This is a genomic window from Streptomyces griseoloalbus (assembly GCA_014650015.1).
Classification (GTDB): Bacteria; Actinomycetota; Actinomycetes; order Streptomycetales; family Streptomycetaceae; genus Streptomyces; species Streptomyces griseoloalbus.
On sequence record BMUD01000002.1, the window covers coordinates 222,136 to 239,702 of the forward strand.

Annotated in this window: 19 protein-coding genes and 1 pseudogene; 6 read left to right on the forward strand and 14 right to left on the reverse strand. The window is 72.3% G+C overall.

Going from position 1 to position 17,567, the window contains the following annotated elements; all coding sequences use genetic code 11:
* Nucleotides 1–72 precede the first annotated feature (72 nt).
* Together IE178_RS03935 and IE178_RS03940 are read left to right on the forward strand one after the other, a co-directional pair.
* Nucleotides 73–1,434 (forward strand): dipeptidase, encoded by a 1,362-nt coding sequence (locus tag IE178_RS03935; protein WP_193511302.1) that lies wholly within the window; start codon nucleotides 73–75, stop codon nucleotides 1,432–1,434.
* 74 nt (nucleotides 1,435–1,508) lie between these two features.
* Nucleotides 1,509–2,288, forward strand: a complete 780-nt coding sequence (locus IE178_RS03940) for an MBL fold metallo-hydrolase (protein ID WP_193511303.1) — start codon at nucleotides 1,509–1,511, stop codon at nucleotides 2,286–2,288.
* Between the two features lie 21 nt (nucleotides 2,289–2,309).
* Here the strand turns inward: IE178_RS03940 and IE178_RS03945 are convergent, their stop codons facing one another.
* The 3 genes from IE178_RS03945 to IE178_RS03955 form a co-directional block, all read right to left on the reverse strand.
* Nucleotides 2,310–3,350 carry an NUDIX hydrolase gene (locus IE178_RS03945; protein WP_184762108.1) on the reverse strand — a complete coding sequence of 347 codons (1,041 nt, stop codon included), beginning with the start codon at nucleotides 3,348–3,350 and terminating at the stop codon, nucleotides 2,310–2,312.
* Between the two features lie 143 nt (nucleotides 3,351–3,493).
* Nucleotides 3,494–3,685, reverse strand: coding sequence for a hypothetical protein (locus IE178_RS03950; RefSeq protein ID WP_193511304.1), 192 nt, complete (start codon nucleotides 3,683–3,685; stop codon nucleotides 3,494–3,496).
* Nucleotides 3,686–4,087: 402 nt separating this feature from the next.
* The gene (locus IE178_RS03955; RefSeq protein WP_193511305.1) at nucleotides 4,088–5,041 is read right to left on the reverse strand and encodes an ROK family protein; all 954 of its coding nucleotides are present in this window, start codon (nucleotides 5,039–5,041) and stop codon (nucleotides 4,088–4,090) included.
* Between the two features lie 204 nt (nucleotides 5,042–5,245).
* On the opposite strand from IE178_RS03955, the gene IE178_RS03960 reads away from it, so the two are divergent.
* Both IE178_RS03960 and IE178_RS03965 read left to right on the forward strand, forming a co-directional pair.
* Nucleotides 5,246–6,340 carry a LacI family DNA-binding transcriptional regulator gene (locus tag IE178_RS03960; RefSeq protein WP_184762111.1) on the forward strand — a complete coding sequence of 365 codons (1,095 nt, stop codon included), beginning with the start codon at nucleotides 5,246–5,248 and terminating at the stop codon, nucleotides 6,338–6,340.
* Between the two features lie 7 nt (nucleotides 6,341–6,347).
* Nucleotides 6,348–7,151, forward strand: a complete 804-nt coding sequence (locus tag IE178_RS03965; protein WP_184762112.1) for a hypothetical protein — start codon at nucleotides 6,348–6,350, stop codon at nucleotides 7,149–7,151.
* Between the two features lie 40 nt (nucleotides 7,152–7,191).
* Here the strand turns inward: IE178_RS03965 and IE178_RS35690 are convergent.
* The 8 genes and pseudogenes from IE178_RS35690 to IE178_RS04000 all read right to left on the reverse strand — a co-directional run.
* Nucleotides 7,192–7,437 (reverse strand): annotated as a pseudogene (locus tag IE178_RS35690) (serine/threonine-protein kinase); the annotation flags it as partial.
* Between the two features lie 46 nt (nucleotides 7,438–7,483).
* The gene (locus IE178_RS03970) at nucleotides 7,484–7,738 is read right to left on the reverse strand and encodes a helix-turn-helix domain-containing protein (protein WP_193511306.1); all 255 of its coding nucleotides are present in this window, start codon (nucleotides 7,736–7,738) and stop codon (nucleotides 7,484–7,486) included.
* Nucleotides 7,738–8,235, reverse strand: a complete 498-nt coding sequence (locus tag IE178_RS03975; RefSeq protein ID WP_193511307.1) for a DUF2975 domain-containing protein — start codon at nucleotides 8,233–8,235, stop codon at nucleotides 7,738–7,740. Before IE178_RS03975 ends, IE178_RS03970 begins: the two co-directional genes overlap by 1 nt.
* 77 nt (nucleotides 8,236–8,312) lie before the next feature.
* Nucleotides 8,313–9,617, reverse strand: a complete 1,305-nt coding sequence (locus IE178_RS03980; RefSeq protein WP_193511308.1) for a DUF6986 family protein — start codon at nucleotides 9,615–9,617, stop codon at nucleotides 8,313–8,315.
* Nucleotides 9,618–9,781: 164 nt separating this feature from the next.
* Nucleotides 9,782–10,744, reverse strand: a complete 963-nt coding sequence (locus IE178_RS03985; RefSeq protein ID WP_184762116.1) for an electron transfer flavoprotein subunit alpha/FixB family protein — start codon at nucleotides 10,742–10,744, stop codon at nucleotides 9,782–9,784.
* A gap of 61 nt (nucleotides 10,745–10,805) precedes the next feature.
* Complete coding sequence (locus IE178_RS03990; RefSeq protein ID WP_184762117.1) at nucleotides 10,806–11,594, reverse strand: electron transfer flavoprotein subunit beta/FixA family protein; 789 nt, start codon at nucleotides 11,592–11,594, stop codon at nucleotides 10,806–10,808.
* Between the two features lie 218 nt (nucleotides 11,595–11,812).
* Complete coding sequence (locus tag IE178_RS03995; protein WP_184762118.1) at nucleotides 11,813–12,322, reverse strand: flavin reductase family protein; 510 nt, start codon at nucleotides 12,320–12,322, stop codon at nucleotides 11,813–11,815.
* A gap of 217 nt (nucleotides 12,323–12,539) precedes the next feature.
* Complete coding sequence (locus tag IE178_RS04000) at nucleotides 12,540–12,899, reverse strand: TlpA family protein disulfide reductase (RefSeq protein ID WP_184762364.1); 360 nt, start codon at nucleotides 12,897–12,899, stop codon at nucleotides 12,540–12,542.
* A gap of 235 nt (nucleotides 12,900–13,134) precedes the next feature.
* Here IE178_RS04000 and IE178_RS04005 point away from each other — a divergent pair, with 235 nt between their 5' ends.
* Together IE178_RS04005 and IE178_RS04010 are read left to right on the forward strand one after the other, a co-directional pair.
* The gene (locus IE178_RS04005) at nucleotides 13,135–13,863 is read left to right on the forward strand and encodes a lysophospholipid acyltransferase family protein (protein WP_184762119.1); all 729 of its coding nucleotides are present in this window, start codon (nucleotides 13,135–13,137) and stop codon (nucleotides 13,861–13,863) included.
* A gap of 107 nt (nucleotides 13,864–13,970) precedes the next feature.
* Nucleotides 13,971–14,990, forward strand: a complete 1,020-nt coding sequence (locus tag IE178_RS04010) for a hypothetical protein (protein WP_193511309.1) — start codon at nucleotides 13,971–13,973, stop codon at nucleotides 14,988–14,990.
* A 22-nt stretch (nucleotides 14,991–15,012) separates the two neighbouring features.
* Here IE178_RS04010 and IE178_RS04015 read toward each other — a convergent pair whose 3' ends face one another.
* The 3 genes from IE178_RS04015 to IE178_RS04025 are packed head-to-tail and all read right to left on the reverse strand — an operon-like array spanning nucleotide 15,013 to nucleotide 17,505.
* Nucleotides 15,013–16,194: a hypothetical protein gene (locus tag IE178_RS04015; protein ID WP_193511310.1), complete on the reverse strand. Its 1,182-nt coding sequence runs from the start codon at nucleotides 16,192–16,194 to the stop codon at nucleotides 15,013–15,015.
* A 10-nt stretch (nucleotides 16,195–16,204) separates the two neighbouring features.
* The gene (locus IE178_RS04020; RefSeq protein WP_193511311.1) at nucleotides 16,205–16,918 is read right to left on the reverse strand and encodes a B3/B4 domain-containing protein; all 714 of its coding nucleotides are present in this window, start codon (nucleotides 16,916–16,918) and stop codon (nucleotides 16,205–16,207) included.
* A 14-nt stretch (nucleotides 16,919–16,932) separates the two neighbouring features.
* Nucleotides 16,933–17,505 (reverse strand): transglutaminase domain-containing protein, encoded by a 573-nt coding sequence (locus tag IE178_RS04025; protein ID WP_184762123.1) that lies wholly within the window; start codon nucleotides 17,503–17,505, stop codon nucleotides 16,933–16,935.
* Nucleotides 17,506–17,567 lie beyond the last annotated feature (62 nt).

The window sequence follows — 17,567 nt, forward strand, 5'->3', positions numbered from 1 at the left end:
CGCTCACCGCACGATCATCTCGCACAAAGAAGTACGCAGAAGTACAACGTCGCACCCACAAGGAGCGTGCCCATGCCGTCGAATCCGGTCGCCGCGACCGTCGCCTCGCTGATGCCCAGGGCGAAGGAAGAGCTCACCGAACTGGTGGCCTTCAGGTCGGTGGCGGACTTCGGCCAGTTCCCGCGCGAGGAGAGCGCGGGCGCCGCACGCTGGATCGCGGACGCGCTGACCGCCGAGGGTTTCCAGGACGTGGCGCTGCTGGACACCCCGGACGGCACGCAGTCGGTGTACGGCTACCTGCCGGGCCCGGAGGGTGCGAAGACCGTGCTGCTGTACGCCCACTACGACGTGCAGCCGCCGCTGGACGAGGCGGGCTGGGCCACCCCGCCCTTCCAGCTGACCGAGCGGGACGGCCGCTGGTACGGGCGCGGGGCCGCCGACTGCAAGGGCGGCGTCATCATGCACCTGCTGGCGCTGCGCGCGCTGAAGGCCGACGGCGGCGTCCCGGTGCACGTCAAGGTGATCGTGGAGGGTTCGGAGGAGCAGGGCACCGGCGGCCTGGAGCGGTACGCCGAGGACCACCCCGCGCTGCTGGCGGCCGACACCATCGTCATCGGCGACGCGGGCAACTTCCGCGTCGGTCTGCCCACGGTCACCTCCACCCTGCGCGGCATGACGCTGGTGCGCGTGCGGATCGACACCCTCGAGGGCAACCTGCACTCCGGCCAGTTCGGCGGGGCCGCACCCGACGCGCTGGCCGCACTCGTGCGCGTACTGGACTCGCTGCGCGCCGAGGACGGCAGCACGACCGTCGACGGGCTGAGCGGTGACGGCGCGTGGGACGGACTGCAGTACGACGACGCGCAGTTCCGCAAGGACGCCAAGGTGCTCGACGGTGTGGAGCTGATCGGTTCCGGCACGGTCGCCGACCGCATCTGGGCGCGCCCTGCGGTCACCGTGCTCGGCATCGACTGCCCGCCGGTGGTCGGTGCCACGCCGTCCGTGCAGGCGAGCGCCCGCGCGCTGATCAGCCTGCGGGTGCCGCCGGGCGTCGACGCCGCCGAGGCGACCAGACTGCTCCGGGCGCACCTGGAGACGCACACGCCGTGGGGTGCGCAGGTGAGCACCGAGCAGATCGGTCAGGGCCAGGCGTTCCGCGCGGACACCACCAGCCCGGCCTACCAGGCCATGGCGGAGGCGATGGCGGACGCGTACCCGGGCCAGGAGATGCAGTACGCCGGTCAGGGCGGTTCGATCCCGCTGTGCAACACCCTCGCCGCCCTCTACCCGAAGGCGGAGATCCTGCTCATCGGCCTGAGCGAGCCGGAGGCCCAGATCCACGCCGTGAACGAGAGCGTGTCCCCGGACGAGCTGGAGCGTCTGTCGGTCACGGAGGCGCTGTTCCTGCGCAACTACGCGTCCGGCGCGAGCTGACCTCGGACGGTCCGCCGCTCTGCTCTCGGCAGAGCCCCCGTCCACGGGCGGGGGCCCGGCCCTACGGTCGTGCCATGGACGTCATCGAACTCCTCCCCCGTCTCCACCTCCTGCGCTTCCCGGTCGGCCAGGCCTACCTGTGGCGCGACGGCCGCGAAGGGCATGACGACGGGCTGACCCTGATCGACGCCGGCCCGGCGGGCTCCGGTACGCCGATCGCCCGGGCCCTGGCCGCCCTCGGCCGGCACCCGCGGGACGTACGCCGCATCGTCCTCACCCACTTCCATGAGGACCACGCGGGCGGAGCAGCCGAGGTGGCGGCGCTCACCGGTGCCGAGGTGCTGGCCCACCGGCTGGACGCTCCGCACGTGCTCGGTGACGTGCCGGGTCCGCCACCGGTGTTCGAGGACTGGGAACGCCCGCTGCACGAGCGGGCGGTGCGGCTCCTGCCCCCGCCCGACTTCGAACACCCCGGCCAGGTCACGGAGTTGCTCGACGGTGACGTCCTCGACCTGGGCGGCGGAGCGCACGTCGTGCACGTCCCGGGGCACACGCACGGCAGCATCGCGCTCCATCTGCCCCGGCACGGTGTGCTGTTCACCGGGGACACGGTCGCCGCCTCGCCCGTGGACGGCACCGTGATGCCGGGCGTGTTCAACCTCGACCGGCGCCAGGTCGTCACCGCCTGCCACCGGCTGGCCGCGCTCGACGCGGAAGTGGCCTGCTTCGGCCACGGCGACCCGGTGACCGCGCGGGCGGCCCGCGCTCTGCGGGCGGCGGCCGATGGAGCGGACGAGGCGGCCGCGGAGGGGACACACGACGGGCCGGATGAGGGCGGGCCGGTCGGCCGCTGACCGGCGACCGCCGGCCGGGCCTCACTCGACCGGCACTCCCGCCTCCAGATACATCGCCTTCCCGCGTTCCCGTGCCCGTAGCGCCCTGCGCAGCCGTTCGTAGCGGACGGGGGGCAGCAGTTCGGCCGCCTCGGCCTCGGACGCGAAGCGCCAGCCGCGCAGTTCCGGCCCGGGCAGCAGCAGCCGCGCGGCGTCCGCGGAGTCGAGCCGGCCACCGTCGAAGAGCAGCCGCAGGCCCCCGTATCCGGGCGGCGCCGGCGGCTCCCAGTCGACGACGAGGAGCGACGGTACGTCGTCGAGGCGGATCCCGGTCTCCTCGGCGACCTCGCGCATGCCCGCGCGCGCGGGGGCCTCACCGCGTTCCACGACCCCGCCCGGGAATTCCCAGCCCGCCTTGTAGGTCGGGTCGACGAGCAGTACCCGGTCCTGCTCGTCGAAGAGCAGGACGCCGGCGGCGACCGTCTCGGCGGTCGGCTCGGGCGTCTGTACGATGTCGCAGGCGGGCACCTCCCCCCTGCCGACCGCCCCGGCGATGCGCAGGGCGGCGGCGTACGGGGTGAGGGCACCGGTGTCGATCGGGTAGGCGTCGGCGGTGAGCCAGGCGGCGAGGGCCGCCTTGTACGGCTCGATGTGGTCGTACGACCACTGGCGGACGCGTATGTCGCCGTCAGGGAGGTCCGCCGGTATCTCGCGGCCGGCTATGCGCTCCCGCAGGATCGTTTCGGCCGGGGCCAGGAGGACGTGCCTGACCGGTATCCGGCGAGCGGCGAGGCCGCCGAAGATCTCGTCGCGGTACTCCTGGCGCAGCAGGGTCATGGGGACCACGAGGGTCCCGCCCAGCTCGGCGAGCATCGCGGCCGCCGTGTCGATCACGAGTCGTCGCCAGATCGGAAGGTCCTGGAAGTCGCCGACCTCGGCGAGGCGCTTGGGCGGAAGCAGCTGGTCCAGTGCTCCGCCGATGACCTCGGGGTCGAAGAGCGTGCTGTTCGGGATCAGCTCGATCAGTTCGCGCGCGGTGGTGGTCTTTCCCGCACCGAACGCGCCGTTGATCCAGACGATCACGGTTCCCCCTCTTCTGTTGGCCCCCTGTGGCTTGCCCGCTCCACCCTGCCACGGAAACCAGCTCCCGTTGAGAACGCATGAGAGCGGCGCCGGTGCCCTCCCGTCGAGGACTCCGGCGCCGTGTGCGTCCGCCGTGGGACGCGTCAGTCCTCGTCCTCCCGGTCGACGTCCAGGGCCAGGGTGTTGCCCTCGGCGACGGTCCGGTCGAGGGTGTCGAGGGTGTCGTCGACGCTGAGACCGCCGATGCCCTCACCGAGCGCGTGGGACGGGGTGATCGCCGCGACGACGAAGCCGGTGGCGAGGGAGGCGATGGCAAGCATGCTGCGCTTCTTCATGCCCGGCTCAACTGCCGGAGCGGCCCCAGGGTCACGCACGGCTTGCCGGAACCGCCCCCGCCGCCGGTCACTGTCGTCTGCCCCCGCCGCCCGTCACCGCCGCCGGTCACTGTCGCCTGGCACCACCGCCCGTCACCGCCGCCGGTCACTGTCGCCCGGCACCACCGCCCGTCACCCCCGCCGGTCACTGTCGCCCGGCACCACCGCCCGTCACCGCCGCCGGTCACTGTCGCCTGGCACCGGGCGGGCGCATCGGACGCCCGCGGTCGGACGACCGGACCGGGAAGACCGGACTCCGAAGACCGGGCTCGGACGACCGGGCTCGGACGACCGGGCTCGGACACGGCCCCTCGGGGCCCCGCGTGCCCCAGCCCTCCGCCCTCCGCCCTCCGCCCTCCGCCCTCACACTGCCGCAACCGCCGCGTCCGCACTCCTGGCCAGCGCCGCCGCAGCGGCACCCACCAGGCCCGCGTCGGTGCCCATCTGCGCCGGTGTCACCGCGAGGCGGTGGACGAAGGACAGGGTGGCGTACTCGGTCAGGGCCTGACGCAGAGGGGCGAAGAGGACCTCACCCGCCTTGCCCACGCCCCCGCCGATCACGGCGATGTCGATCTCGACGAGCGTCGCGGTGGCCGCGATGCCCGCGGCCAGCGCCCTGGCCGCCCGCTCGAAGGACGCCACGGCCACCGGATCCCCGGCGCGGGCGGCGGCGGCCACCGCGGCGGCGGAGGTGTCACCGTCCGGGCCGGGCCGCCAGCCGTTGTCCAGGGCCCGGCGGGCGATGTTGGGGCCGCTCGCGATGCGCTCCACACAACCGCGCGAGCCGCACGGACACAGGTCGCCGTCGAGGTCCACACTGATGTGGCCGATGTGGCCGGCGTTGCCGGTGGGCCCGGGGTGCAGCCGGCCACCGAGCACCAGGCCGCCGCCGACCCCCGTCGAGACGACCATGCACAGCGCGTTGTCGTGGCCGCGGGCGGCGCCCTGCCAGTGTTCGGCGGCTGCGATGGCCACACCGTCGCCGATCAGCTCCACGGGCAGGCCCCCGGCCGCGGTCCGGACCCGGGAGACGAGCGGGTAGTCGCGCCAGCCGGGGACGTTCACCGGGCTCACCGTGCCGGCGGTGGCGTCCACGGGACCTGCGCTGCCGATGCCCACCGCGCCGGCGCGCTGCCACAGCGGGGACGCGGTGAGCTCGTCGAGCACCGCGTCGACCGCCCTCATCACGGTCTCGCCGCCCTCCCGCGCGGGCGTCGGCCGCTGGGCTCGGACCAGGATCCGGCCCTGGCGGTCCACCAGTGCGCCGGCGATCTTGGTGCCGCCGATATCGAGCGCAGCCACGAGGTCGGTGTGCATCAGCGTCGAATCTCCCCGTCAAACATCAGAAAACGTCGAAAAGCCCTGGGAACGACCATGCGCGACCAGGAGGCAACACATGGACCGTGGGCAGCGGCCCGGTCGAGCGGTGATGTGCAGGCCGGAGTGTGCGTTGGACAGTGTCTCCTGAGCCTGACAACGTTGTCCAGGCTCTATGCTCGACGCCACATCCTCATACAACCCATGGGCCAGCGCATCCCCGTGGCCGACAGGACAGGACATCGCACCGTGCCGGAGACGACCCGCCGCACCGAACGCCTCCCCAGGAACCGTTACGGCAACCGTCCGACGATGAAGGACGTGGCCGCCCGGGCCGGTGTCGGACTCAAGACGGTCTCCCGGGTGGTCAACGGCGAAGCCGGGGTCACGCCGGAGACGGAGCGCCGCGTCCAGGAGGCGATCGAGGCGCTGGGCTTCCGCCGCAACGACAGTGCCCGGGTGCTGCGCAAGGGCCGCACCGCCAGCATCGGTCTGGTCCTGGAGGATCTCGCGGACCCGTTCTACGGGCCGTTGAGCCGGGCGGTCGAGGAGGTGGCCCGCGCACACGGCGCCCTGCTGATCAACGGCTCCAGCGCGGAGGACGCCGACCGCGAGCAGGAGCTGGTGCTGGCCCTGTGCGCCCGCCGGGTGGACGGACTGGTGGTGATCCCGGCAGGCGACGACCACCGCTACCTGGAGCCGGAGATCAAGGCGGGCGTCGCCACCGTCTTCGTGGACCGGCCGGCCGGGCACATCGACGCGGACGTCGTGGTGTCGGACAACCACGGCGGTGCCCGCGACGGTGTCAGCCACCTCATCGCGCACGGCCACCGCAGGATCGGCTTCATCGGTGACATGCCCCGCATCCACACCGCGGCCGAGCGGCTGCGCGGCTACCGGACCGCCATGGAGGACGCGGGGATACAGGTGGCGGACTCCTGGATGTCGCTGGGGATCACCGACCCGGATCGGGTGCGCCGGGCGGCCGAGGACATGCTCTCCAGCCCGGATCCGGTCACCGCGATCTTCACGGGCAACAACCGGGTGACGGTCACCGTGGTCCGTGTGCTCGCCGAACACGCGCGCCCGGTCGCCCTCGTCGGTTTCGACGACATCGAGCTGGCCGATCTCCTGCAGCCGGGGGTCACCGTCGTCGCCCAGGACGCGGCGACCCTCGGCCGGACCGCCGCCGAGCGTCTGTTCCGTCAACTGGACGGCACTCTGCTCACTCCGGAGCGCATCGTCATCCCCACCCGACTGATCACCCGGGGCTCCGGCGAGCTGCCCCCGGCGGACTGAGCGGGCGATGCCGGTGGAGGAGGACCGCACCCTGCGGGCGCTGGGCCTGGACAAGGCGCCGCGCGAGCATCCGCTGCTGTATCCGGGCGCGTGGCCGCGGGAGTCGGGACTGCTCAACGGGGAGCGGCTGCTGCCGCTGGACCGCCTGGTGCACGAGGACCGCGTGCCCGTGCTCGCGGTCGGCTCCAACGCCTGTCCCGGTCAACTGCGGCACAAGATGGCCGAGTCCGGGGTCATCACGCCGGTCCCGATGGTGCGGGCCCGGGTGACCGGCGTCGGCGTCGGCGTCTCGGCGCACGTCAGCCGCATGGGGTACGTGTCGAACTCACCCATCAGCGCCCCGCACACGGTGCGGGAGTTGTTCGTCATCTGGCTCGACGCCCGGCAGCTCGCGGTGATCGACGCGAGCGAGGGCGTACCGCGGGCGAACGGCAACTTCCACCGCGCCTGGCTGCCCGCACCCGACGTGCGGATCGAACTCGCCGACGGCTCCACGCTCCCGGGCGCGTATGTGTACGTCAATCGCCACGGCGTGCTGCACGACGGCACCGGCGCCCCGCGCGCCCATCCGGGCCAGCGGGCACTGCTCACCGGCCTGCTCGCCGGCTCACCCGGGTTGCGGGAGCTGTTCGGCGTGTCCCCCGAGGAGTTCTGCGCGCGGGCCCGCGCCGACCGGCGGCTGTGCGCCCGGGGCACGCGGCTGTTCGTCGAGGAGGAGCTGGTGACCGCCTGCGGCCTGGAGCGGTATGTGGGGTCTCAGCAGTACGGAAGTCCGGGCACCGGTGCGTCGTTGGCGCCGCCCTTGATGTAGACGTCGCTGACCCAGACGCCGCGTTCGCGCTGTCGTCGTCGGGGTGGCGCACCCTGGCCGCCGCGCGTGCCTCGCGCCGCATCCGCAGTCCGAGGTCGGCCAGTTCGGTGCCGGCGGCATCGGTGTAGGCGCGCAGTTCCTTGACCGCCACCTCGCGGCCCAGGACTTCGTCCAGCGCCTTCCACATCACGCCCATTCCGCCGCGCCCGAGCTGCGCGGTGACCCGGTAGCGGCCGGCCAGCAGGCGACCGGTTCCCTCCGCCTGTCCGTGCTCCCCCGTTGACACCGTTGCCCCGTCCCTGTGACACCACTGACCGTGCGTGGCGTACAGCCTAAGGGGCGCGGGTGACGGATCCGGCCGGGGCGTCCGCGCCCTCGGGGTCCTCGGCCTCCCAGCGCAGCAGGTCGCCCGGCTGGCACTCGAGCACTTCGCAGAGCGCGGCGAGGGTGGTGAAGCGCACCGCCTTGGCGCGGCCGTTCTTGAGCACCGCCAGATTGGCCGGTGTGATCCCGACGCGTTCGGCGAGCTCGCCCACGGACATCTTCCGCTTGGCGAGCATCACGTCGATGTCGACGGCGATCGGCATCAGATCACCTCGGCCAGCTCGGCCTGCATCCGCGACGCCTCGACCTCGCGCGCGACGGCCTGCGCCAGCAGCATCCGCAGGACGAGGACGATCAGCGCGATCCCCAGGATCGCCAGGCCGGCCCCGCCCAGCAGCAGCACGATGCCCGGGGCCACCGCCTCGCCCGGCGCCAGGAGCACGCCGAGCGCGAACACCAGCAGTGCGGCGGCGACGAACGCGCCGATGACGATGTGCACGTAGCGGAAGGCGGCGGGGGAGAAGACGGTCCCGCGCCGCGCCATCGTGACCAGCCGCCAGACGCAGACCAGGACGGTCTGGGCGGCCAGCACCACGAGGACCACGATGAGGAGCGACGGGGCGCGCAGGGGGGAGTGGTCGGCGTCCAGCCCGTCGAGGTCGCCCGCCAGCAGCGGCACCATCACCACCTGCACGCCCAGGGAACCCGTCAGCAACGCTACGGTCACGGCGCGCAGCGCGAGCACGGTCAGCTGTCCCATCGCCCCTCCTTCACCCGAACCACGATGGAAACCTATCGAAATTCGATAGGTGAGACAAGCGGGCGGACGCGCCGGGGCTACTGCGCGGAGGCCGTCGAATCGCCGCGGCGGGGCGACGCGAAGCCCTGCAGGTCGGCCCGCGCGAGGCCGGTGAGCCGGGTCACTTCGGCGGTGTCCAGGGCGCCGCAGTCCAGGCCGCGCAGCAGGTATCCGGCGAGGGCCTTGGCGGTGGCGGGCTCGTCCATGACGTCGCCGCCGGCCCGGCCGACGTACCGGACGAGGCGGGCGGCGGCCTGCTCCAAGCCCTCGCGGTAGAAGGCGAAGACGGCCGCGTAGCGGGTGGGAAGGTGGCCGGGGTGCATGTCCCAGCCCTGGTAGTAGGCGCGGGCGAGGGCACGGCGGGTGAGGCCGTAGTGCAGGCGCCAGGCGTCGTGCACCTTCTCGGCCGGACCGACGGGCAGCACGTTGGTGGAGCCGTCCGAGAGGCGTACGCCGGTGCCCGCGGCGGCGACCTGCATGACGGCCTTGGCGTGGTCGGCGGCCGGGTGGTCGCTCGCCTGGTGCGCGGCGGAGACGCCGAGGCAGGCGCTGTAGTCGAAGGTGCCGTAGTGCAGGCCGGTGGCGCGGCCCTCGGCGGCCTGGATCATGCGGGCGACGGTGGCGGTGCCGTCGGCGGCGAGGATGGACTGGCTGGTCTCGATCTGGATCTCGAAGCCGATCCGGCCGGGCTCGAGTCCGCGCGCTTCCTCGAAGGCGTCGAGGAGCCTGGCCAGGGCGGTGACCTGCTCGGGGTAGGTGACCTTGGGCAGGGTCAGAACCAGTCCGCCGGGCAGACCGCCGGCCTCCAGCAGGCCGGTGAGGAAGATGTCGAGGGTGCGGATGCCCCGGTCGCGGACGGCGGCCTCCATGCACTTCACACGGATGCCCATGTACGGGGCCGCGGTGCCTTCGGCGTACGCCTCGGCGATCAGCCGTGCGGCGCGGGCCGCGGCCTCGTCCTCCTCGGCGTCGGGGCGGTTTCCGTAACCGTCCTCGAAGTCGACGCGCAGGTCCTCGACCGGCTCGCGCTCCAGTTTGGCGCGGACGCGGCCGTACACGTCCTCGGCGAGCGCGTCGTCCAGTCCGAGGACGGCGGCGAAGGCGGCGGCGTCGGGGGCGTGTTCGTCGAGTGCGGTGAGCGCCCGGTCGCCCCAGACGCGGAGGGTGTCGGCGGTGAAGGCGTCGCCGGGGACGTAGACGGTGTGGACGGGCTGGCGGGTGCCGGGGTCTCCGGGATAGCGGCGCTCCAGTTCGGCGTCGACCGGCGCGAGGGAGGCGCTGATCTCCTCACTGACGGCGCCCGCGAGACTCGTCGCCACCCGTTCCCGCTGCCCCTGCCCCATTCCCCGCTCCTCACTTCCGCGATACGGAATCAACAATTCGTTGAGCTGAAGTTATCGGGCGCTTCTTGGCCGGTCAACACCCTCGGTGTCCCCGGCCGGGAGGCTCCGGGGACACCGAGGCCCCCGCGACCGGGGTCGCGAGGGCCTCGTACGGACGGGGAGGATCAGCCCTTGCGGGTCTTGATCTCCTCGGTCAGCTGCGGGACGACGTCGAACAGGTCGCCGACGATGCCGTAGTCGACCAGCTCGAAGATCGGGGCCTCGGCGTCCTTGTTGATGGCCACGATGGTCTTCGAGGTCTGCATGCCGGCCCGGTGCTGGATGGCGCCGGAGATGCCGGAGGCGATGTACAGCTGCGGCGAGACCGACTTGCCGGTCTGGCCGACCTGGTTGGTGTGCGGGTACCAGCCGGCGTCGACGGCGGCACGCGAGGCACCGACGGCCGCGCCGAGCGAGTCGGCGAGCGCCTCGATGAGTCCGAAGTTCTCCGCGCCGTTGACGCCACGGCCACCGGAGACCACGATCGCGGCCTCGGTCAGCTCCGGACGACCCGTCGACTCACGCGGCGTACGGCCGGTGACCTTGGTGCCGGTCGCCTGGTCGGAGAAGGACACGCTCAGGGCCTCGACCGCGCCGGCGGCCGGAGCGGCCTCCACGGCGGCCGAGTTCGGCTTCACCGTGATGACCGGGGTGCCCTTGGAGACACGGGACTTGGTGGTGTAGGAGGCGGCGAACACCGACTGCGTGGCCACCGGGCCCTCGTCGCCGGCCTCCAGGTCGACGGCGTCGGTGATGATGCCGGAGCCGAGACGCAGCGCCAGACGGGCGGCGATCTCCTTGCCCTCGGCGGAGGACGGGACCAGGACGGCGGCCGGGGAGACGGCCTCGTGGGCGGCCTGCAGGGCGTCCACCTTCGGCACGACCAGGTAGTCGGCGTACTCGGCGGCCTCGTGGGTGAGGACCTTCACGGCGCCGTGCTCGGCCAGCGTGGCGGCGGTGTCCGCGGCGCCGCTGCCCAGCGCGACGGCGACCGGCTCACCGATGCGACGGGCCAGCGTCAGCAGCTCCAGAGTGGGCTTGCGGACGGCACCGTCCACGTGGTCGACGTAGACGAGAACTTCAGCCATGGGACTTCTTCTCTCCTGCTTGCGAGGTGTGAGGGGCGGGAAGCGAGCCGAGCCTCTCGGCTCAGATGAACTTCTGGCTCGCGAGGAACTCGGCGAGCTGCTTGCCGCCCTCGCCCTCGTCCTTGACGATCGTGCCGGCGGTGCGCGCCGGACGCTCGGCCGCCGTGTCGACCGTGGTGTAGGCGTTCTCCAGACCGACCTCGTCCTCGTCGATGTCGAGGTCGGACAGGTCCCAGGACTGCACCGGCTTCTTCTTGGCAGCCATGATGCCCTTGAAGGACGGGTAACGCGCCTCACCCGACTGGTCGGTGACCGACACGACCGCCGGGAGGGAGGCCTCGAGCTGCTCGGAGGCGGCGTCGCCGTCACGGCGGCCCTTGACCGTGCCGTCCTCGACGGAGACCTCGGACAGCAGGGTCACCTGCGGTACGCCCAGACGCTCCGCGAGCAGCGCCGGAACGACGCCCATGGTGCCGTCGGTGGAGGCCATGCCGGAAATGACCAGGTCGTAGCCGGCCTTCTCGACGGCCTTGGCCAGGACCAGGGAGGTGCCGATCGCGTCGGTGCCGTGCAGGTCGTCGTCCTCGACGTGGATCGCCTTGTCCGCACCCATGGACAGCGCCTTGCGCAGCGCGTCCTTGGCGTCCTCCGGGCCCACCGTCAGTACGGTGATCTCCACGTCGTCGTCGGAGTTCTCCGAGATCTGCAGCGCCTGCTCGACCGCGTACTCGTCCAGCTCGGAGAGCAGACCGTCCACGTCGTCCCGGTCGACGGTCAGGTCATCGGCGAAGTGCCGGTCGCCAGTGGCGTCGGGCACGTACTTCACAGTGACAACGATCCTCAAGCTCACGCCGGCTCTCCTACTGCATCGTCATTTCTGGCTGCCTGCCTCCAGGCAGCATAGGCGCCTGAAGCAGGCGGTCCCGGTCGGGGCGACCCGCGCTCCGACCGAAATATTACTCGTCAGTACATCCAGTTCCTGCCCGCTAAGCAAGCGCTTTGAACTGTGACCTTCGCAACGCAGCGTAACCGGAACTCGACGGGTCCGCGACCAGGCGGGACCCCGGCTCAGTCGCGCAGTCCGCTGAAGCGTCCCTGGTGGTAGAGGAGCGGACGACCGTGACCGGTGGGGTCGCCGAGCAGGACCTCGGCGACCACGATCCGGTGGTCGCCGGCGGGCACCCGCGCCGCCACCTTGCACACCATCCAGGCCGGCACGTCGTCCAGCACGGGGACGCCCTCGGGCCCCTCCCGCCAGGCGGTGGCCGGGCCGAAGCGGTCGGCGCCGCTGCGCGCGAAGATCGCCGCCAGCTCCTGCTGGTGCTCCCCGAGCACGTGCACGCCGACGTGGTCACCCGTCGCGATCGCCGGCCAGCTGGAGCTGCCGGTGCCGACCGCGAAGGACAGCATCGGGGGCTCGGCGGAGACGGAGGCGAGGGAGGTGGCGGTGAAACCGACCGGACCGCCACGGCCGCGCGCGGTGATCACGGCGACGCCCGCCGCGTGCCTGCGGAAGACGGAGCGCAACAGGTCGGGCGAGGCGAGCCGGGCGGCGCCGGGATCCGAGGTGGCCGTCATGGAACCGTCCTTGTGCGGGAGGTGACGAGCGGGTTCGCGGCTGCTCACCGGCCCGGTCGGCGCACGCGCACGGCACGCACGGCGGCCGCCGGGTGACCGGGTGCCCGCCGGGGTCGAAGGGGTTCCGAAGGCATGGAGTCAGGCTGACGACGGGCGGCCCGCACAGTCAAGTCGGTCCCGTGCGGTGGGAGATGCCTCACCACGGTCGTGCCGGCCCTCACACGGCCTCCCCGAGTGCGGCGATCACATCGGCCTTGCGCGGCTGCCCGGTCGCACGCCGTACGATCCGGCCGGCGGCGTCGAGGACCAGCACCGTCGGGGTCTTCACGATGTCCAGCCGTCGCACGAGGTCCAGCCGGGCCTCGGCGTCGATCTCCACGTGGGCCACCCCCGGGACCAGTGCGGCCACCTCGCCGAGCACCCGCCGGGTGGCCCGGCAGGGCGCGCAGAACGCACTGGAGAACTGCACCAGGGTGGCGCGTTCCCCCAGTTCGGCTCCCAGCCCGGCCCACGGTTCCGTCACGTCGAGCCGCCCTCCGTCGTCCCGGTCCCGCACTCGCCGTCTCCCGTCATGGATTGCGTGTCAACCGCTTCCAGCGTTCCCCGGAACGCGAACATTCCCGGCCGCCCGCACAGAGCCCGGGGTCCATCGGAGGTGGACGTGACGAGAATCTCGCGGCCCACGGGCACCAGGGCTGGTTCACCGGCCGTTCTTCGGGCACCATCTGCGACAAGCCGTAAAACCTACGGCTGCGTAACTTCGACTGGGAGCCCCCCTTCCCAGGCAGAGAAGGAAGGGTTTCAACCCGCCCATGGCAGAACTCGTCTACCGGCCGGTCGTCGGTTTCGCCCGCACCCTGTTCAAGGCGTGGGACCTCAAGATCGACTGCCAGGGTTCGGAAAACATCCCGCGCTCGGGCGGCGCCGTGCTGGTGAGCAATCACATCAGCTACCTCGACTTCGTCTTCAACGGCCTGGCCGCCCTCCCGCAGAAGCGGCTCGTGCGGTTCATGGCGAAGGAGTCGGTCTTCCGGCACAGGATCTCCGGTCCGCTGATGCGCGGCATGAAGCACATCCCGGTGGACCGCGAGCAGGGCGACGCGGCATACGAACACGCGCTGCGGTCCCTTCGGTCGGGGGAGATCGTGGGCGTCTTCCCGGAGGCGACGATCTCGCAGTCGTTCACGCTGAAGAGCTTCAAGTCGGGCGCCGCGCGTCTGGCCCAGGAGGCGGGCGTGCCGCTGATCCCGATGGCGGTGTGGGGCACGCAGCGGCTGTGGACCAAGGGCCGCCCGCGCAACTTCAAGCGCAGCCACACCCCCATCACCATCCGCGTCGGCGAGGCGATCGAGGCCTCCAAGGACAAGTACGCGGGTGCGATCACCCGGCAGGTGCGTGAGCGCGTGCAGGAACTGCTGGAGGCTGCGCAGCGCGCCTATCCGGTGCACCCCAAGGGCCCGGACGACACCTGGTGGATGCCGGCCCACCTCGGCGGTACGGCTCCGACGCCGGAGCAGGTCCGCGAGGCCGAGGCGCGCTGACCCCACCGCCCCGGGTGCCCCGCGCTGTCGATAGGGTCCCGCCGTAACGAGGAACCGGCGTCCCGCACGCCGGTTCCTTTCCGTCGGCTGCGTTACGGGGGCGAAGGATGCGGCGCTGGATCAAGGTGGCGGTGGCGGCTGCGGCGGTGGTGGGCCTGGGCGGCTGGATCGCCGCGCCCTTCGCCCAGGACTGGTGGCTGGTGCGCACGGCCTGCGACGGGGCACTGCCGGGGGACGCGGTACGACAGCTCGCGAAGAACGGGTCGCACTTCAAGGACGCCGAGTCGGTGACGTACCGGGAACTCGGCGAGTACCGGTGCACGCTGTCGTTCGAGGGTGACGACCTGCGCAGCGACCTGGTGCTGCGGGTGGAGGCGTACACCCATCGGGACCAGCAGGACCGGGAGTTCCTGACCACCTTCCAGGTGGGCGGGTTCATCCCGCAGTCGCCGGTGCCCCAGGGCCTGCCCGGCTTCATCGACCGTTTCGGCGCCGTGCAGTTCCTCCTGCCCTGCCCGGATCTGGGGAAGGACGACGACGGGCGCCGGCGCAAGCTGCTGGTGCGCACGCAGTTCGGGCAGGACGCCCTGTGGGGCCATCCGGCCGCCTATGAAACGGCCGTGGGCCTCGTCAACGGCGTCTCGGACCGCCTCGGTTGCGGCGCCGAGCCGCTGACCGCTCCCGACGGTGACGCCGGGCTCGTCGAACCGGAGGAGGACCCGAAGACGGTTCCGCTCGCCGAGGCGGGTGACACCGGATGCGGGTGGGTGACGCGCGCGGGCCTCCCGGACGAGGGCGGCTGGCGGGTGGCGGACGGGACCAACGACGCCGCGCCGACAGGTCGCTGCCTGCTGTACGACCAGGAGGCGGCGGACGGTGGCAACGGGGACCGGCTGACATTCGTCGCCTGGTACGGCGACTGGAGCAGCCGTTTCGCCGCCGACGACGGGGGGCGGCCCCTCTCTCTGACGGCGACCGCCCGCTGCGCCGGCGAGGCCGCGCACTTCGCCGTCGGCGGGTCGGACGAGATCCCTGGTGTGGGGCAGGACCGCAGGCGGGACCTGCTGGAGGCGTTCGCCCGCGACCAGGTGGAGCGGCGGAGCTGCTCCGGCCTGCTGGTGAGGTGACCGGCTGGCCGCCGGAACCCGCTCAGACGCTCAGCCAGAGCCCCCGTACATACGCGTTGTCGATGATCTGGCCCATCGCCGCCGCTCGCGCCTCGGGGACGTTCCGTGACTCGGCCCAGGCGTCGAGCACCGTGAGCAACTGGTGGCGGCCGTCCACCGGGTCTCCCCGCAGCGGGCCGGACACCGGCCGGCCGGCGATGTCGCCCATGGGCGGACGGGTGGTCAGGCGCCGCTCGGCGGGCCGGTAGGCACCGCGCGTGTGCTGCCGTACGGCCCGGTCGAAGGCGGCGAGGTCGGGGATCCCGCCGTCCCTGGTGTGCGCCGCGCGGTACCTCATCAGGGCGCCGATCCGCCCGGCGATGTCCTCCAGGTCGTTGTCGGGCCAGGTGGTGGCGGCGGAACCGTCACGGGGATCGTCCTCGCGGCGGGAGTCGGGGTCGCCACCCTGGGAGGTGAGGCGTTCCAGGTAGTGGGCGAAGTAAGCGCGCTCGGCGTCGTAGAGGACCGCGAACGCCTCGGGGTTCCGGGCCACTTCCTCGATGAGGCGGTCGGGATCCGTGCTCGCGTCAAGGACGGGATCGGTGTACTCGAAGTCGGCGTGTGCCTCTCCGGGGGCGAGGAAACGGCCGTACCGGGTCCAGCCCTCCCGGTCGGGTGCCGCCTGTTCCGACGTCACGGCCGGGCCCGCGGCGTCGTCGGAGGAGGAGAGGTAGCGGGCTTCGTCCACCACGTAGTCGGCCAGCATCCGGGCCAGGCCGGGGGCCATGCCGTCGGGCACCTCGGCCCAGTCCAGGGCCGCGACGACGGCGTAGGCGGCACGTGCCTGGGCCACCGTGTGCACGGCGCCCGGGCGGTCGGCACGGGTGGCGGCCTCGATCAGGGCGCCCAGTGCCCTGGCGCCGTCGCCGCACGGATTCTCCTGCCGGATCAGCTTGCGCACGGCCGGATAGCGGGCCATGTCGTCACCCGGGTCCAGGGCACGGGTGGCGGCGGCCGGGTCCTTCGCGAGGGCACGGGTGGAGGCCGGAACGTCCTGGCAGGGGGCGTCGTCGCCGGAGTCCGCCAGCACCAGGGGCACCGTCGTCGCGGTGGCGAGCAGCGCCAGGGCCACGGCCGAGGTGAGCAGCCAGTGCCGCCTCAGCCGGGCGAACCGCCCTGGTCGTGTCTCCGCTTCCGCCTGCCCGGCCACTCCCCCGTCGCTCATGGCGGGCAGACTAGCGACCGCCCGGGGCCGCCGGAGCGGCGGGGTGCACCGTGATCCGCGCTCCCGGGCTGAACTTCTCCAGCAGGTCGGCGAGTTCGGCCGCCGCGGTCTCCACCGCGGGAACCGGCATCGGTGCCAGGCTCTCCAGCAGGAAGATGCCCGAGGTCGTCTCCTCGGTGAGCCGGGTCCGCGGGCCCTGGCGCCAGTTCCAGCGGCGGCAGGTCACGCCGGTGTCGTCGCGCCACACGACCTCTCCGCAGTCGGGGTGCTCGACGGACTCCTCGCCGTCCGCGACCGTCACGAAGTCCTCCTGGCCGGTGGCGCGTACGAGCCGCATCCCGCCCTCGATGCGGTCGATGTCCTCGCCACCCACGGGGATCAGATGGGCGACGCTGATGGCGTTGTAGAGGTCGACGAGGAGGTTGATCCGGGGCAGACCCGCTGCGGAGAGGGCCCGCTTGGCCAGCGCCTCGGCCGAGTTGCGGGTGCGCGACGGTTTGGAACCGAACGCCGTGTACGTCTCGCGCCAGGCCGCCATGTGCGGGTCCTCGTGCGGGGCCCGCCCCTGAAGGCGTGCGGCGAGCCGGCCGGCCGCGTCGTCGAGCAGGGCGGAGCTCTCGTCCGTGCTGGGCCCGTTGACCAGTCCGTATGCCTCGACGGCGACATGGGTGAAGCCGGGCGCGAGGGCACGTACCTCGTCGGACACGGTCAGTGTGAAGGTCATGGTGCGCCTTGGTGTCAGAGTGCGGTGGGGAGCGTCCGCCACAGGTGCGGCCGGTCGACGGCGGCCCGCAGGGCGTTCAGTACGACTGGATGTGGTGCAGCATACAGGACCGGGTAGTCCATCTCATTGGACGCCGGATCGGGCGTGAAGGCCAGCCGCTCACCGTCCAGGGAGAACCGGGCGTCCACTCCGGGCTTGTTGCCCCGGGGATCCTGCCGGTGCCAGGCGCCGCGGAACCGCACGGCGACCAGGCCGTGCACGACGCCGAGGTTCTGATAACAGAGCGCGGTCGGGATGTCCTCGGCGCGCAGCAGCGCGGCCAGGGCGTGGGCCTTGGCGTAGCAGATGCCGGTGCCCTGCTCCAGGACGTCGGAGGCACGCCAGGTGACACGGAGGTCGCCCGAGTCCTGCGAGTGGGGAATGGTGTCGCGCACGAATTCGAACGCCGCTCGCGCATACTCATACGAGTCCGCCACCCCTGCGGCGAGACGCGCCGCCGTATCGCGGACCAGTGGGTGATGGTGGTCGATCGCCTCGTCGGCGGCCACATACGCGGAGAGGTCCGCCGTTTGCTGGATCAGCTGCATGCCACCAGAGCATAGGAATGCGACCGGTCGACAGGCAATGTATTTTCGATCGGTCGCATACT